This is a genomic window from Proteus penneri (assembly GCF_003144535.1).
GTDB classification, from domain to species: domain Bacteria; phylum Pseudomonadota; class Gammaproteobacteria; order Enterobacterales; family Enterobacteriaceae; genus Proteus; species Proteus penneri.
The window spans coordinates 163,114-177,623 of the sequence record NZ_PHFJ01000009.1 but is presented as its reverse complement, the minus strand read 5'-3'; the positions used below and the strand labels follow the sequence as shown (position 1 = coordinate 177,623).

14 protein-coding genes and 3 tRNA genes are annotated in these 14,510 nt (G+C 38.0%); 8 read left to right on the top strand and 9 right to left on the bottom strand.

Going from position 1 to position 14,510, the window contains the following annotated elements; genetic code table 11:
* Window positions 1–51: 51 nt before the first annotated feature.
* The 3 genes from truC to syd form a co-directional block, all read right to left on the bottom strand.
* On the bottom strand, window positions 52–816 hold the full coding sequence (gene truC / locus CUB63_RS11940; protein WP_109848114.1) for a tRNA pseudouridine(65) synthase TruC: 765 nt from the start codon (window positions 814–816) through the stop codon (window positions 52–54).
* Between the two features lie 8 nt (window positions 817–824).
* On the bottom strand, window positions 825–1,148 hold the full coding sequence (locus CUB63_RS11935) for a YqcC family protein (protein ID WP_109399947.1): 324 nt from the start codon (window positions 1,146–1,148) through the stop codon (window positions 825–827).
* A gap of 464 nt (window positions 1,149–1,612) precedes the next feature.
* Window positions 1,613–2,164: a SecY-interacting protein gene (gene syd / locus CUB63_RS11930; RefSeq protein ID WP_109848113.1), complete on the bottom strand. Its 552-nt coding sequence runs from the start codon at window positions 2,162–2,164 to the stop codon at window positions 1,613–1,615.
* 156 nt (window positions 2,165–2,320) lie between these two features.
* Here syd and queF point away from each other — a divergent pair, with 156 nt between their 5' ends.
* The 3 genes from queF to xni all read left to right on the top strand — a co-directional run bounded on the left by queF (window position 2,321) and on the right by xni (window position 5,381).
* Window positions 2,321–3,166: an NADPH-dependent 7-cyano-7-deazaguanine reductase QueF gene (gene queF, locus CUB63_RS11925; RefSeq protein WP_006535921.1), complete on the top strand. Its 846-nt coding sequence runs from the start codon at window positions 2,321–2,323 to the stop codon at window positions 3,164–3,166.
* A 91-nt stretch (window positions 3,167–3,257) separates the two neighbouring features.
* Entirely contained in the window at window positions 3,258–4,625 is a 1,368-nt protein-coding gene (gene ppnN / locus CUB63_RS11920; RefSeq protein ID WP_072064271.1) for a nucleotide 5'-monophosphate nucleosidase PpnN, read from the top strand.
* Between the two features lie 6 nt (window positions 4,626–4,631).
* Entirely contained in the window at window positions 4,632–5,381 is a 750-nt protein-coding gene (xni, locus tag CUB63_RS11915) for a flap endonuclease Xni (RefSeq protein WP_006535925.1), read from the top strand.
* Between the two features lie 132 nt (window positions 5,382–5,513).
* Here xni and rlmM read toward each other — a convergent pair whose 3' ends face one another.
* From rlmM to CUB63_RS11900, 3 genes are read right to left on the bottom strand one after another with little or no spacing between them, the layout of a single operon-like run.
* The gene (gene rlmM / locus CUB63_RS11910; protein ID WP_109848112.1) at window positions 5,514–6,611 is read right to left on the bottom strand and encodes a 23S rRNA (cytidine(2498)-2'-O)-methyltransferase RlmM; all 1,098 of its coding nucleotides are present in this window, start codon (window positions 6,609–6,611) and stop codon (window positions 5,514–5,516) included.
* Complete coding sequence (locus tag CUB63_RS11905; RefSeq protein ID WP_036913817.1) at window positions 6,604–6,999, bottom strand: DUF423 domain-containing protein; 396 nt, start codon at window positions 6,997–6,999, stop codon at window positions 6,604–6,606. Before CUB63_RS11905 ends, rlmM begins: the two co-directional genes overlap by 8 nt.
* Window positions 7,000–7,042: 43 nt before the next feature.
* Window positions 7,043–7,963 carry a transcriptional regulator GcvA gene (locus CUB63_RS11900; protein WP_109848111.1) on the bottom strand — a complete coding sequence of 307 codons (921 nt, stop codon included), beginning with the start codon at window positions 7,961–7,963 and terminating at the stop codon, window positions 7,043–7,045.
* 661 nt (window positions 7,964–8,624) lie between these two features.
* Between CUB63_RS11900 and csdA the strand changes: the two genes are divergently transcribed.
* Both csdA and csdE read left to right on the top strand, forming a co-directional pair.
* Window positions 8,625–9,836 carry a cysteine desulfurase CsdA gene (gene csdA, locus CUB63_RS11895; RefSeq protein WP_109848110.1) on the top strand — a complete coding sequence of 404 codons (1,212 nt, stop codon included), beginning with the start codon at window positions 8,625–8,627 and terminating at the stop codon, window positions 9,834–9,836.
* Window positions 9,837–9,841: 5 nt separating this feature from the next.
* A complete protein-coding gene (gene csdE, locus CUB63_RS11890) occupies window positions 9,842–10,294 on the top strand; it encodes a cysteine desulfurase sulfur acceptor subunit CsdE (RefSeq protein ID WP_109848109.1) in 453 nt (150 codons plus the stop codon).
* Between the two features lie 109 nt (window positions 10,295–10,403).
* On the opposite strand, the gene tcdA is transcribed toward csdE, so the two are convergent.
* Both tcdA and mltA read right to left on the bottom strand, forming a co-directional pair.
* Window positions 10,404–11,216, bottom strand: a complete 813-nt coding sequence (gene tcdA / locus CUB63_RS11885; RefSeq protein WP_006535932.1) for a tRNA cyclic N6-threonylcarbamoyladenosine(37) synthase TcdA — start codon at window positions 11,214–11,216, stop codon at window positions 10,404–10,406.
* A gap of 109 nt (window positions 11,217–11,325) precedes the next feature.
* Window positions 11,326–12,420, bottom strand: a complete 1,095-nt coding sequence (mltA, locus tag CUB63_RS11880) for a murein transglycosylase A (RefSeq protein WP_006535933.1) — start codon at window positions 12,418–12,420, stop codon at window positions 11,326–11,328.
* A gap of 293 nt (window positions 12,421–12,713) precedes the next feature.
* Here mltA and CUB63_RS11875 point away from each other — a divergent pair.
* From CUB63_RS11875 to CUB63_RS11865, 3 genes are all read left to right on the top strand, one after another.
* Window positions 12,714–12,790: transfer RNA gene (locus CUB63_RS11875), tRNA-Met, on the top strand.
* A 30-nt stretch (window positions 12,791–12,820) separates the two neighbouring features.
* Window positions 12,821–12,897 (top strand) — tRNA-Met (locus CUB63_RS11870).
* 22 nt (window positions 12,898–12,919) lie between these two features.
* Window positions 12,920–12,996: transfer RNA gene (locus CUB63_RS11865), tRNA-Met, on the top strand.
* A 213-nt stretch (window positions 12,997–13,209) separates the two neighbouring features.
* Here the strand turns inward: CUB63_RS11865 and amiC are convergent.
* Window positions 13,210–14,472 carry an N-acetylmuramoyl-L-alanine amidase AmiC gene (amiC, locus tag CUB63_RS11860; protein WP_072064277.1) on the bottom strand — a complete coding sequence of 421 codons (1,263 nt, stop codon included), beginning with the start codon at window positions 14,470–14,472 and terminating at the stop codon, window positions 13,210–13,212.
* Between the last annotated feature and the right edge of the window lie 38 nt (window positions 14,473–14,510).

Below are 14,510 nucleotides of genomic sequence, written 5' to 3'. Positions count from 1 at the left end.
AAAAGCCTTGATAGTCACATATTGAAAGTAATATTTAAAATAAGAAAGGAATTAAAAATGATGAGCTAAATCTTCACCATACTGCTCCAATTCAGGTCTTAATCCACGCCAACCAAATTGATTAATAAGGTGTTGCCAAGGCAGATCCCATTTAGCTGTTAAGTTAAGTGGTTGCAATGTGATTGGATGAATTAAGTTTAGATGGCTTGCATGTAACATCAAGCGATGAGATTGAAAATAATTTACAACTCCACGGTTTTGACGTAAATCACCATGAGCGGTATCACCGATAATTGGATGGCGAATATGAGACATATGGCGACGTAATTGATGCTTACGACCTGTTTCAGGACGCAATTCTAATAAACTAAATCGAGATGTAGGATAGCACCCAATCGCAACCTCTTTTTCAACAGTTCCTAATGGCTGGCAATGTGTTACACATTCTTGAATTTGTGGAGGTTGAGTTGCAAATTTATCTGCAATTTTATCTAACTCCTCCACTAAAGGGCTATCAATCACTAGCGCTTCTTCAACATACCCTCTGACAACGGCATGGTAAATTTTTTCTGTTTTATGTTGTTCAAAAGATTGAGATAGCGCCCTAGCGACATCAGAAGAAAGCGCCATCAATAGAACACCTGATGTAGGTCTATCTAGACGATGCACGGGGAAAACATGTTGCCCTATTTGATCTCTTAGTGTCTGCATTACAAACACTGTTTCATGTCTATCTAACCAACTACGGTGAACAAGCCAGCCCGCAGGTTTATTCACCGCAACAAGATATTCATCTTGATAAATAATATCTAGCATTGTCGGCCTTATGATTTAAACATTGCGTCAAGTTCACGCAAATGATTGAGTAAATCAGTAACATCTCGACTCTTATCTTCTTTAAATGCTTCTTCGTAATAAGGTGCGATTGCAAATGCATTCGGTAATGGCATTTCATTTTCAATCATCGATGACAATTTTGGAATTAATACCCACTGTAACCATTCATGAGCACTCATTGTATCAATACAGAAAGGCTCAACACTTTCAAATGCTTGTTCAGTCGGAGATTCTAATTGCCATAGCTCAATATTCTTCATCTCTTCTTCAATCAAGAGCAATTTAGCTAAAATGCGTTGTTCTGGTGTCATCATTTATTCCTTATATAAAACTTACGAATAAGGATAACATTGGGATGGAATAGCAGAAAACAAATAAAAAATAAAAGGAGCCGAAACCCCTTTTAGACAAGAAAAATAGTTGTCTGTACAACACATGCGTCCAAGCAAGACCGTTTTTATCTATCCTTGAGATTACGTCCGTATCAACATTAATGGAAATATCCTATTTCCTGTGTCCTTGATCACTCTATATTTTATCGGCCACCAAACAGTCCCTTAGTTGGTGGACGTAGAATGCCAATAATTGATTAGTTAAACAACCCACAAAATAAAAGTAATTAAAGAGCTATAACTATAAATAAAGACAATAAGTTAATAACTTATTGCTCTACTTAAATAAATCAATTTTATTTTTATTAGTGACGTTTTTTAATAAAAAACACATGCTTTTTTTGTAAGATATATCTCACAAGAAAAAAGGCTTATAGACTACATCACTCATTATATACAGCGACTAATTCCGATAAAAAGAGAGATAAATTTTCAGCTAAAACTTCTCTTTTCTTTTTACCGAAAGTTTCAAGAATGACTTCACCGGAAACATTACACACGGAAATTATTTCATTTTCTGAATCTGTAGTGCCAATAAACAATGTGGGTGTAAGTTTTAAACGCTTTTGAGTCACCAAATGACCAATAATGTTTTCTTGTAAGCGAATAAAATCTTCTTCGCTCCACACTTGGATCAAGCTGAAATCTATATCTCTAAAACGAACCTGCATATCACCAGCATACTGAGTGGTAAAGTAATCATGCAATTCAGGGCGAATAATAATCCCCATTGCTTTTTCAATTTTTTCTAGTTTATCTATTCCTACAAAAGGTTGCGGTAACCAGTAAACAACCTCATCACCTGTTCTTGATATACAAATAGAAGGAACACCATAAAGATCTTCACTTGCAGGAGGTAAACCTGATTTTTCTTGCCACAAACCAACATACTTTTGCGTAAAGGCTTTTAATTCAGAGGAGATGTTTTCAGTCATGATTATCTGTTTTATCTATTTAAATAAGAATTCCCTTTATATTACCTGATTATGACACTAATTCAGAGCATCAAAAATAAAGCATTCATATACTATTGATGTTTCAATAGTATAATTAACCTTCTTTTATTTTCAGCTAAAGTTAGGATGTAAATTATGTCTTTATATCAAGGTGATAAATCTCTTGAAGCATTATCTCTCGGCAAAGAGACTCAATATCACGATCAATATGATGCCGGATTATTGCAAGGTGTACCACGTAGCCTAAATCGAGATTCACTCTCTTTAACTGCTGAAAATTTACCTTTTCATGGTGGTGATATTTGGACTATGTATGAGCTCTCATGGCTTAATAGCAAAGGCTTACCACAAGTTGCTATTGGTCATGTTGAATTAGACGCAACCACTGAAAATCTTATTGAATCTAAAAGTTTTAAATTATATCTCAATAGTTTTAATCAAACTCGCTTTGAAAGTTGGGATATCGTCGAAAAAACCTTACTTAACGATTTAACAACTTGTGCTAAAGGCAAAGTTAATTTGACTATCTATCCACTTTCGCATTTTACATCACAACCTATTGTCGATTTTGCTGGAGAGTGTATTGATGAACAAGATATCGAAATTGATAATTATCAGTTTGATGTCCAATGGTTAAACGAATCGACAACCGATACACTGGTTGAAGAAACCCTTGTCAGCCATCTGTTAAAATCCAATTGCCTTATTACCAATCAACCAGATTGGGGATCAGTCGCTATTCAATATAAGGGTAAAAAGATTAACCGTGAAAAACTGCTACGCTATTTAGTTTCATTTAGGCAACACAATGAATTTCATGAACAGTGTGTTGAACGAATTTTTCACGATATCATGCAATTATGTACGCCAGAAACATTAACTGTTTATGCGAGATATACGCGACGTGGTGGATTAGATATCAATCCTTGGCGTAGTAATTGTGAGTTTGTTCCAAAAATCAGTCGATTAGCCAGACAATAATAGGAATAATGCCTGTATGTTAATATGATCTGTGTTATACCAAGATCAGTTGCACTTCAGTTTGTTATTTCAGGAGAAAAAGGAGTCCTACGTGATAACTCATGTCAGCCCATTAGGTTCCATGGATCTGCTTTCACAGCTAGAAGTTGATATGCTAAAGAGAACCGCAAGCAGTGATCTTTATCAGCTGTTTCGTAATTGTTCTCTTGCTGTCCTCAACTCTGGTAGCCTTACTGATAGTAGTAAAGAACTGTTATCTAAATACCAAGATTTTGATATTAACGTACTGCGCCGTGAACGAGGCGTAAAACTTGAGTTAGTCAATCCTCCTGAAGACGCCTTTGTTGATGGAAAAATTATTCGCTCACTACAAGCTAACTTATTTGCTGTGCTTCGTGACATATTGTTTGTTCACGGGCAAATCACAACAGCCAAACGTGATCTTCACCTGAACTTAGAAAATAGTACTCACATTACTAACACAATTTTCTCGATTTTACGTAATGCACGAGCCCTTCATATTGATGAAGATCCTAACATGATCGTTTGCTGGGGTGGTCACTCAATCAATGAAACAGAATACCTTTACGGTAGAAAAGTAGGTAACGAATTAGGGTTACGAGAACTCAATATCTGTACAGGCTGTGGACCTGGTGCGATGGAAGCACCAATGAAAGGGGCTGCCGTTGGTCACGCTCAACAACGTTATAAAAATAGCCGTTTTATTGGTATGACTGAGCCTTCAATCATTGCGGCTGAGCCACCAAATCCATTAGTTAACGAACTGATTATTATGCCAGATATTGAAAAGCGTCTGGAATCTTTCGTGCGAATTGGACATGGAATTATTATTTTCCCTGGCGGTGTAGGAACAGCGGAAGAATTGCTGTATTTACTTGGTATTCTGATGTCTCCAGAAAATCAAGACCAAGTATTACCACTGATTTTAACTGGCCCTAAAGAGAGTGCAGAGTACTTTAATGTATTAGATGACTTTATCGCCAATACATTAGGCGACGAAGCTCGACGTCATTACCAAATTATTATTGATGATGCACCTGAAGTTGCTCGTATCATGAAAAAATATATGCCTTTGGTCAAAGATAATCGTCGTAGTACTGGTGATGCTTATAGCTTTAATTGGTCAATGAAAATCAATGCTGATTTACAGCATCCTTTTGAGCCAACACATGAAAATATGGCATCGCTTAACTTAAGTACCGATCAATCTCCTGAGAAATTAGCAGCTGACTTACGTCGTGCATTCTCTGGTATTGTTGCTGGTAACGTAAAAGAAGTAGGTATGAAAGCGATTGAAGCTTACGGCCCTTATAAAATTCATGGTGATCGTGAAATTATGCGTCGCATGGATATTTTATTAACCGGCTTTGTTGAGCAACATCGAATGAAACTTCCGGGTGGTACAGCTTACCAACCATGTTACGAAATTATCAGCTAATTTATTATGATACATTTGCTGATTATTGATGCTTTAAACCTGATCCGCCGCATTCATGCGGCATCAGGTTCTTCTTGCCAAACTGTGTGTGAACAGAGTGTCAATCAGCTGCTTGGTCACACACAACCTACCCATGCTGTAGCGGTCTTTGATGAAGATGATCGAGAGGGTAGTTGGCGACATCAACTCTTACCCGATTATAAAGCAGGCCGCACACCCATGCCTGATGACTTGCGACAACAATTACCTGAAATTAAAGCAATGTTACTTAATTTAGGAATACAAAGCTGGCACTCAGGTGGTGATGAAGCAGATGACGTTGCAGCAACACTGGCAACCAAAGTGGCAAGTGCAGGTTTTCGAGTCACGATCATTTCAACGGATAAAGGTTATTGCCAATTACTTTCTCCCTCTATTCGTATACGCGATTATTTTCAACGACGCTGGTTAGATTTAGAATTTATTAGATCTGAATTTGGTGTCGAACCATCTCAACTTACCGATTATTGGGGATTAACGGGCGTCAGTAGCAGTAAGGTTGTAGGAGTTCCTGGTATTGGCCCTAAAAGTGCTACCGAGCTTTTACAAGCTTATCCAGATCTAGAATCGCTCTATCAACATATTGATGATGTTCCTACTAAATGGCAAAACAAACTTACTACTCATAAAGAGTCTGCATTTATCAGTCGGAAAATCGCAACATTACGTACTGATATTCAATTAAACGGTAATCTACAACAGTTGCGTTTAAAATAGCCAAGTTCCCAGTCATTAAAAATACAACCAGCGAATATCTTTAAATAACTCGCTCTCATTAAAAAAGCTAAGCTTCCATTTATAAGCTTAGCCTTTTATCGTTATCAATAAATCGATGTAATTTGAACGTTTTTAGAATTCACGGTCGGGTCGATAAGCGGCCCAAATATTTTGTATATGAACTGTTATCTCTTCTCTATCATGATAAAGATGCTTAGCTTGGATCTTAACGTTAATCCCTTTTTCCGCTAATTCTGACTTTATTTTGTCAAGGATATGAGAGACTTCTTCATAACGCTTTTTCATTGGCAATTTTAAGTTAAAGATAGCTTCACGACACCATTCATTAGCAATCCAAGTTGTCATTAATGCAGCAACTTTAGCTGGTTTTTCAACCATATCGCAAACAAGCCATGTGATATTTTTAGAGGTAGGTTCAAATTTAAAACCATCAACTTGGTGATGACGAACTTGCCCTGTATCCATTAAAGATTGTGCCATTGGCCCATTATCAACAGCATGCACCATCATACTGCGTTTTACTAATTGATATGTCCAACCACCGGGGCATGCACCTAAATCGACCGCTTTCATTCCACTTGCTAAACGCTCTTCCCACTCCTCATAAGGAATGAAAATATGAAATGCTTCTTCAAGTTTTAATGTCGAACGACTTGGCGCATCTGATGGGAATTTTAATCGAGGAATACCCATATAAAATGGGGAATTATTAAAACTATAGGAATAGCCAACATAACAACATCCCGGCGCAATAAAAAACACATGAACAACAGGACGGCTAAAGTTCTCTACTTTCAACAATATTTTCTCATTACGTAAATGATTACGTAATGGCACCGTAAATTTACGGCAGAATTTTAATAATTCTTTGCTTTCGTTAGTGTCTGCAACTTCAACTCGAAGTTCACCTGCTTTTTCAACAGCACCTTTTAGCATTCCAACAATCGGTGTAATTCTATCTTCTGGTGGTAAATCTTTAAGTAATTCACCTGTCACAAACATCTGACGAGCAAAAATTAATTCACGGAAACTCACATCACGCGCAATCTTATCTGCATCACCTTCTTGGTAACATTCAAAGATCACATAACCACTTCCTTCTTTAACACGAGGAAAGCCATAAACGCCGATTTGACCTGCTTTATCCGTAATCTCAGCCGCGCACTCTTTTTCAAAACCTTGGCGACAATATAATGCAACTTTATTCATGGCGAGACGCCGGTGCCCTTAGACGCAAAGCGCCAATAAAAATTAATGCCCAACCAATAAGAAAACTAAATCCACCAATTGGCGTAAAATAAGATAACAATCTAACTTGTGTTAGCGCCATACAATAAAGGCTACCACTGAAAAGTAGAATACCAACACCAAAGAAAATACCCGCCCAATAAAACCATAAAATGGTTTTACGCATTAACATTGCCGCAATTCCGACAAGTAATAAGGTATGGACGATTTGGTAGCGCATCGCTAACTGAATGTATTCCCAATGTTGTGGCGATAAATGAGGTGCAAGCTTATGAGTTGCAAATGCACCAAAAGCAACATAAAAGAAGCCACTAATCGCGGAAAACATAAGCAATGTACGACTATTCACTGTTTATTCCTTCCTCTCTAGAAGATATTTGCCAATCGCAATATTAAGATGATGTTAGTAAACCCAGCTTTTCTTGCTCATTCGCTGCTTGAGATAAAATCCATTGGCGGAAAGCCGCAATCTTACCCAATTCAGCCTGACTATCTTGGCAAACTAAATAAAATGCATTTTTACTAACAAGGACATCTGGAAAAGGTCTTACTAATCGACCTGATTCTATTTCACTACGTGCCATGACATTATTAACCAATGCAACACCTTGTCCATGTACAGCAGCCTGTATCACCATTGAACTATGGCTAAAAATAGGGCCTTGCTGCACATTTATCTGATTTTGTATCTCTAATTGGCGTACATAAGATTGCCAATCTCGACGAGATGTATCATGTAGCAGTGTATGATAAATCAGATCGGATGGGGTTTTTAGTGGTTTTTCACCTGTAAGTAAAGATGGTGCACAAACAGGAATTAAATATTCTGCATAAAGGCGGTCTGTACGCAACCCAGTCCAATTACCTCGACCATAAAAAATGGCGACATCAACATCATCAGCCAATTTATCTTCTTCTCTATCAACAGCTTGAATTCGCACATCAATTCCCGGATAAGCTTGGTTAAAACCAGATAACCGAGGTACTAACCATTGAATCGCAAAACTTGGAGAAAGGCTAACGGTAAGTGCGCCTTTCGCGCTTCTAGCTAATAATTTGCGAGTTGCCTCGTTAATTGATGAAAAAATTTCCTTAATATCGAGGTAATAACTCTGCCCTTCTTCCGTTAATAAAAGAGAACGGTTACGCCTTCTAAATAATTTTAGCCCAAGGAATTCTTCTAATGTTTTAATTTGGTGGCTCACTGCTGCTTGTGTCACAAATAATTCTTCAGCGGCTTTAGTAAAACTTAAATGACGTGCCGCTGAATCAAAAACCCTAAGCGCATTTAATGGCGGTAAACGTTTAGACATATTCGGTTCTTAAACCCCTATTTTGGCTATTAGTAGACCCTAACTTTCATCATTAGTTTTTTTTATGCGAAGCATTATAAATTGTCCCTTGATGATTAGCCAGTAAATACCTATAGTAAGCGCACTTCCTAAGCCGGAACGAAAAGTTGTGTAGTAGTAATACTGCAAAACTTTTGGCTTTGTGGTTGTGATGTTGTGTTTGCAAGTTGTCTGGAAATTCCAGACTTAGTAGCTGATGCTACTGTTTTTTTTCACTTCCTGTACATTTACCCTGTCTGTCCATAGTGATTTTATAGTGCACCGCCAAGGCGGTGCTTTTTTTATTCCCTATTTTTATCTAACTTTTCATCTTCTACACACTCACTTTTGATGTTTTCATCTTTTCTTCACAATAAATTTATTGTCAATGTTCTGAAAAATGCATCATATTCTCTTTAACATGATTAAATTAAAGAAAAAACATATGATAAATCTACTATCTGTGATTTTTTATTGAGCGAATTTTCGCCATCTTTATCGTGTTATTATGGGCGCACTATCATGCTATAAACGGATGTTCTTAGTTTTTCATTATAAATAAATATAATTAACCGTATAATCTATACGCCCTATTTTTACTACAAATGACGAAACGTTATTCATCTACCAACACAGCATAATTATGAACGTATTTTCCCCTGAATTATTTCGACAACAATTTCCTGCTCTTGAAGCAAACACAGTGTATCTTGATAGCGCAGCTACGGCATTAAAGCCTCTTGCGATGATAGAAGCCTCCGATAATTTTTATCGCCACAATTTTGCAACGGTACACCGTAGCCAATATCAGCATGCTAGGGAAACAACGCAACAATATGAGGGGACGCGTCAACAAGTTGCCAAATTAATCAATAGTGCTGATAGTGATACGATTATTTGGACAAAAGGCACCACAGAATCACTCAACCTGATTGCTCAAGGCTATTTTCGTCCACGCTTACAAGCTGGTGATGAAATAATTGTTAGTGAGCAAGAACATCATGCAAACCTTATTCCTTGGTTGATACTGGCCGAACAAACGGGCGCACGAGTGATCCGCTGGGCAATTGAGGATCATTTTTTACCTTCAATTAATAGCTTAAATGCTTTAATCAATAAGCGGACACGAATTGTTGCTGTTAGCCAAATGTCGAATGTAACAGGTGCTCAAATTGCATTAGATAAGGTGTCTCAATGCGTTCATCAACATGATAATTGCTTATTGGTTGTCGATGGTGCGCAAGGTATTGCGCATCACCCAACGGATGTCACAGCACTTGATATCGATTTCTATGTTTTTTCCGCTCATAAACTCTATGGCCCTAATGGATTAGGTGTTTGTTATGGCAAACGAAAATATTTAGAAGATATGGCTCCTTGGCATGGTGGTGGAAAGATGCTAGCTCACGTCACATTTGATGGGTTTACTCCAGCCGCTATTCCTCAACGCTTTGAAGCGGGAACACCTAATGTTGCAGGTGTTATTGCATTTTCAGCCACATTAGCATGGTTAGAAAAACAAAATATGCATCAGGCTAATCAATATGCTCTTGAGCTTGCAAAAGAAGCAGAAAAACGTCTCAGTGAGTTAAATGGTTTTATTAGTTATCGAGCGGCCAATTCATCGGTTGTTTCCTTCAATTTCGAAGGTGTTCATCATAGTGATTTAGCAACATTAATCACAGAGAAAGGTATTGCATTACGCACAGGGCAACACTGCGCACAGCCTCTTATTGATTCATTAAACATTTCAGGCTGTTTACGCATTTCTTTTATGCCTTATAATCAACACGCTGATATTGATGTTTTTATTAATGCCGTTAAATTTGCTCTAACACTCTTAAAAGATGAATAATTGAAATGAATAACAACACACCTCTGCTTGCAACTCAGCACCCATTTGGTCATGAAATCACTTTAGAAGCATTACTTAATGATTTCCAAAAATTAAAAGCGTGGGAAGACAAATATCGTCAATTAATTCAACTCTCACGTAAATTACCCGCATTACCTGATGAATTAAAAACAACAGAAAAAGAGATCAAGGGATGTGAGAACAGAGTGTGGTTAGGTGTCGAATTAAATAATGACGGCAAATACCATATTTATGGTGATAGTGATGGTCGTATTGTAAAAGGCTTATTGACTATTATTTTAACCGCTGTTGAAAATAAAACAGCGCAAGAAATAGCTGATATCGATATGTTAGCTATTTTTGATCAATTAGGATTGGCTAATCAAATTAGCCAATCTCGCACGGACGGCGTGAATGCGATTATCAAACGATTAAAATCACTTACCTCACAGTATTAAGTTTTATACTCTAAATAATTCAATATGTAGCTAGGCGACAAGTAAATGAGTCACTAGGAGCATCAGTATGCGACTAGTGCGATGGAGCACCGTCAACAACACGACAACTTCAAATATGACGAGTACGTTGAGCCTTCGCTAGCATCTTCTTCAATGCATGAGACACCGCAATAAAACCAAATGACGCCGTTACCATCGTTACAGCACCAAAACCGGCTGAACAATCCATTCGTTTCACACCATCCGCCGTACTTTTTGCCGCACAAACCGTACCATCGCCTTGTGGATAAACTAACTGTTCTGTTGAGAAAACACAGTCGATCCCTAATTTCCCCTTACTATTTTTTACAACATTAAAATCAGATTTCAAACGCTCTCTTAATTTAGCCGCTAAAGGATCTTGAATTGTTTTTGCTAAATCAACCACTTGAATTTGGGTTGGATCAATTTGCCCACCAGCACCACCCGTGGTGATCACTGGAATTTTATAACGGCGACAATACGCTAATAATGCAGCTTTTGGCCTTACACTATCAATAGCATCAATGACATAATCGAAGTTGTTATTCATCATTTCAGCAACATTATCAACTGTGATAAAGTCATCAATACTGGTCACTTTGCATTCTGGGTTGATTTCTAAAATACGTTGTTTCATCACGTCGCATTTGGGCTGCCCCACGCTTTCTTTCAACGCATGTATTTGACGATTAGTGTTCGTCACACACACATCATCCATATCAATTAAGGTGATAGCACCAATACCACTGCGTGCTAATGCTTCAGCCGCCCAACTACCGACCCCACCTATACCCACGACACAGATATGGGCCTGAGCAAAATAAGACAATGCTTTTTGCCCATAGAGTCGCCCGATCCCAGAAAAGCGTTGTAAATATGAATCTGATAATGAATTTTGCATGGTGCGATAACAACCTAAATAACAGAAATAATCATGGCTATTCATATTAATAGCCATGTCGTGTGTATAATTTTACCGTTTATAACGAGCAGATAAAGAGTAAATCGTTTTATGATGAAGGATTTAGCAAGTTAAGCTGTGATTTTTTTAATACCCAAACACGCCCATAATGATTATAGAAACCTGCCATATGGCCAGCATCTTTACCAATTCCATGATAAATATCGAAATGATGGCCTTTAATTGCTCCGCCTACATCTAATGCCACCATTAAACGCATTTGATATTCACCTGTAAATTTACCCGTATTATCAAGTACAGGAATTTCAGCAAGTAACACCGTTCCGGCTGGAATAATACTTCTGTCAGAAGCCACAGAGGCAAGTGCAACAAGTGGGATAGCACTGGCACCTCTAACAGGGGTAAACGGTTCTGGTTTGAAAAAAACAAACGATGGGTTTTCTTCTAATAATTTTCTCACTTCAGCATCATTGTGCTTATCAGCCCAATCTCTAATAGCGAGCATCGACATATCTTTTTTTTCTACTTCGCCATTATCAATAAGTACTTTGCCAATACTACGATAAGGGTGTCCGTTTTTCCCTGCATAACCAAAGAACGTTAAAGGTTTACCATCACCGAAATCAACATAACCACTTCCCTGAACTTCCATCATAAAATTATCCATAATGGAGTTACTGTACGCTGCAATTAAAGATGGGCTTAATGCACCATTATAAATAGCAGCACGAGAAGGCAATTTTGAACGATTATTAGTAGGCATTCTATAAAGAGGATATTGGAATTCACCTTGTCGTGTTAAACGAGCTTCAAGGACTGGCGTATAATAACCAGTAAATTGAACATTACCGTAGTTATCAACCCCTTCCATTTGAAATGCAGAAAGATTAAATTGACGTAATTGACGAGTATCTGCACCAGAACGTAGCCAGTTTTCAACCGCCTGATAAGTCTCTTTGTTGCTATTATACAAACGAGATGATGTTTGGTTTATCTGACTTACTTGTTGTAAGTAATCAGGGCCATTAATCGGTGTACCTTGTGTGTTTGGCGAACTTACTTCAATGAGATCTTGCTTAAGCTTTCCATCTTTATACTGTTGCCCTTGCTCTGTTGGACGATGACATCCTGTCAAGGCAAGCGCTAACATACCTAAAATTAACGATTTTCGCCAAGTAACCATTTTTGACCCGCTTAATAACTAAATTTGAGTGTCGATTTTGAGTTAGAAAGATACCAAAGCAAAATCAATAAATATACGATTATACTAATTGTTAAGGCTTTCTATTATCACCCAATCAATATGACTTTTAAACATCAAGTATATACGCTAAATAATTTGAAGCATGACGAGTATAACTGCCTAAATTTGCATCTTGATGTGTTATTTCTGACCGTTTTTAAAAGAAAACTGTAAAAATTTCATAAAAAACTTGCAACTCGGCAGATCCTGAGTATAGTGCCCCTCTGTGGAGACGCGGGGTGGAGCAGCTTGGTAGCTCGTCGGGCTCATAACCCGAAGGTCGTCAGTTCAAATCTGGCCCCCGCAACCAATTCACAAAGCAGTAAGTTATAGTATCAGTCGCGGGATGGAGCAGCATGGTAGCTCGTCGGGCTCATAACCCGAAGGTCGTTGGTTCAAATCCAGCTCCCGCAACCAATTCTATAAACAACAATTCAGTCGCGGGATGGAGCAGCATGGTAGCTCGTCGGGCTCATAACCCGAAGGTCGTTGGTTCAAATCCAGCTCCCGCAACCAATTTCTTTTCAAAATTTCTTCTTATTTTACTTTTCCTCTTAATTTACAAATCTAATCTTCTCACTCATAAATTTACTACATTAAATTTCTTTTATCTCAATAACCCATTGTGTTAGATAGATTTATTACACTTAAAATACAATAAAAAACGCCAATAGAAAGCGCATGATATTGGCTTTCCACTGGAATATAAGAAAAGAATATAGAAAAAGATTAGCTACGATCAGCTAACGTTAATTCACCGCCATTAGCGAAATAAGCTTTGATCCCTTTGAAAATAGATTCTGCAATTTGTTGCTGGAATTTAGCCGTTTTCAGTTTCTTCTCTTCTTCGATATTACTGATAAAGGCAGTCTCTACTAAAATAGAGGGGATCTCAGGCGCTTTTAATACCGCAAAACCGGCCTGATCGACTTTATTTTTATGCAGTTTATTAATACCACCTAATAGCTTAAGCACTTCGCTACCAAATTTTAAGCTGTCATTAATAGTCGCAGTTTGTACGAGATCGAGCATTGCATGGTCTACATAGCGATCGCCACTTTTACTCACCCCACCAATTAAGTCAGACTCATTTTGTGTTTGAGCAAGATAACGTGCCGTATTACTGGTTGCGCCCGTTTTTGATAATGCAAAAACAGATGAACCTCTTGCTGAACGGTTTGTAAACGCATCCGCATGGATAGAAACAAATAAATCTGCCTGCATTTTTCGCGCTTTAGCAACACGCACTGTCAATGGAATAAACACATCTTCATTACGTGTCATATACGCCTTCATTTTGGCGTCTTTATCAATAAGCGTTCTTAAGCGACGAGCAATTTGTAAAACCACATCTTTTTCACGTGTTTTATATTTACCAATTGCCCCAGGATCTTCTCCACCATGGCCTGGGTCGATCATGATAATAATAGGTCTATCTCGCCCTGCTCTACCCGGTTTACGGGTATCAGTTTGTGCTGGCACTGCTTGTTGTAAATCACCGTCGTTATATTCACGCAATAGTGCTAAGAGAGGATCGTCTTCCGTGTCAGCACCATGGCTTGGATAGAAATCTAACACCAAACGGTTTTTAAATTCAGCCACAGGTTTAAGCGTAAACATTTGTGGTTGTACAGGCGTTTTTACTTCAAATACCAGTCGTACTGTTTTAGGTGTATTTTGACCAACGCGAATAAGCTTTAAATACGGATCGCTAGTCTGAACCTGATTAGCGACACCTTTCAGCACGCTATTAAGTTGAATACCTTCTAAATCCACCACAATACGTTCAGGATTTGATAATGCAAACTGACGATATTTCAGTGGGGTACTGGATTCTATAGTCACGCGAGTATAAGTCGAGGCAGGCCAAACCCTCACAGCAACAATAGATGCTGTGGCAGCAAAACCAACAGGACTAACACTTAACAATAATAACGCGCCAATTCCTTTAACAAGACGACGACGAGTTTGATTGTGCTCAGAATGACTCATGAAAATATTCCAAAAAAACGATTAACGCCAATAAACTC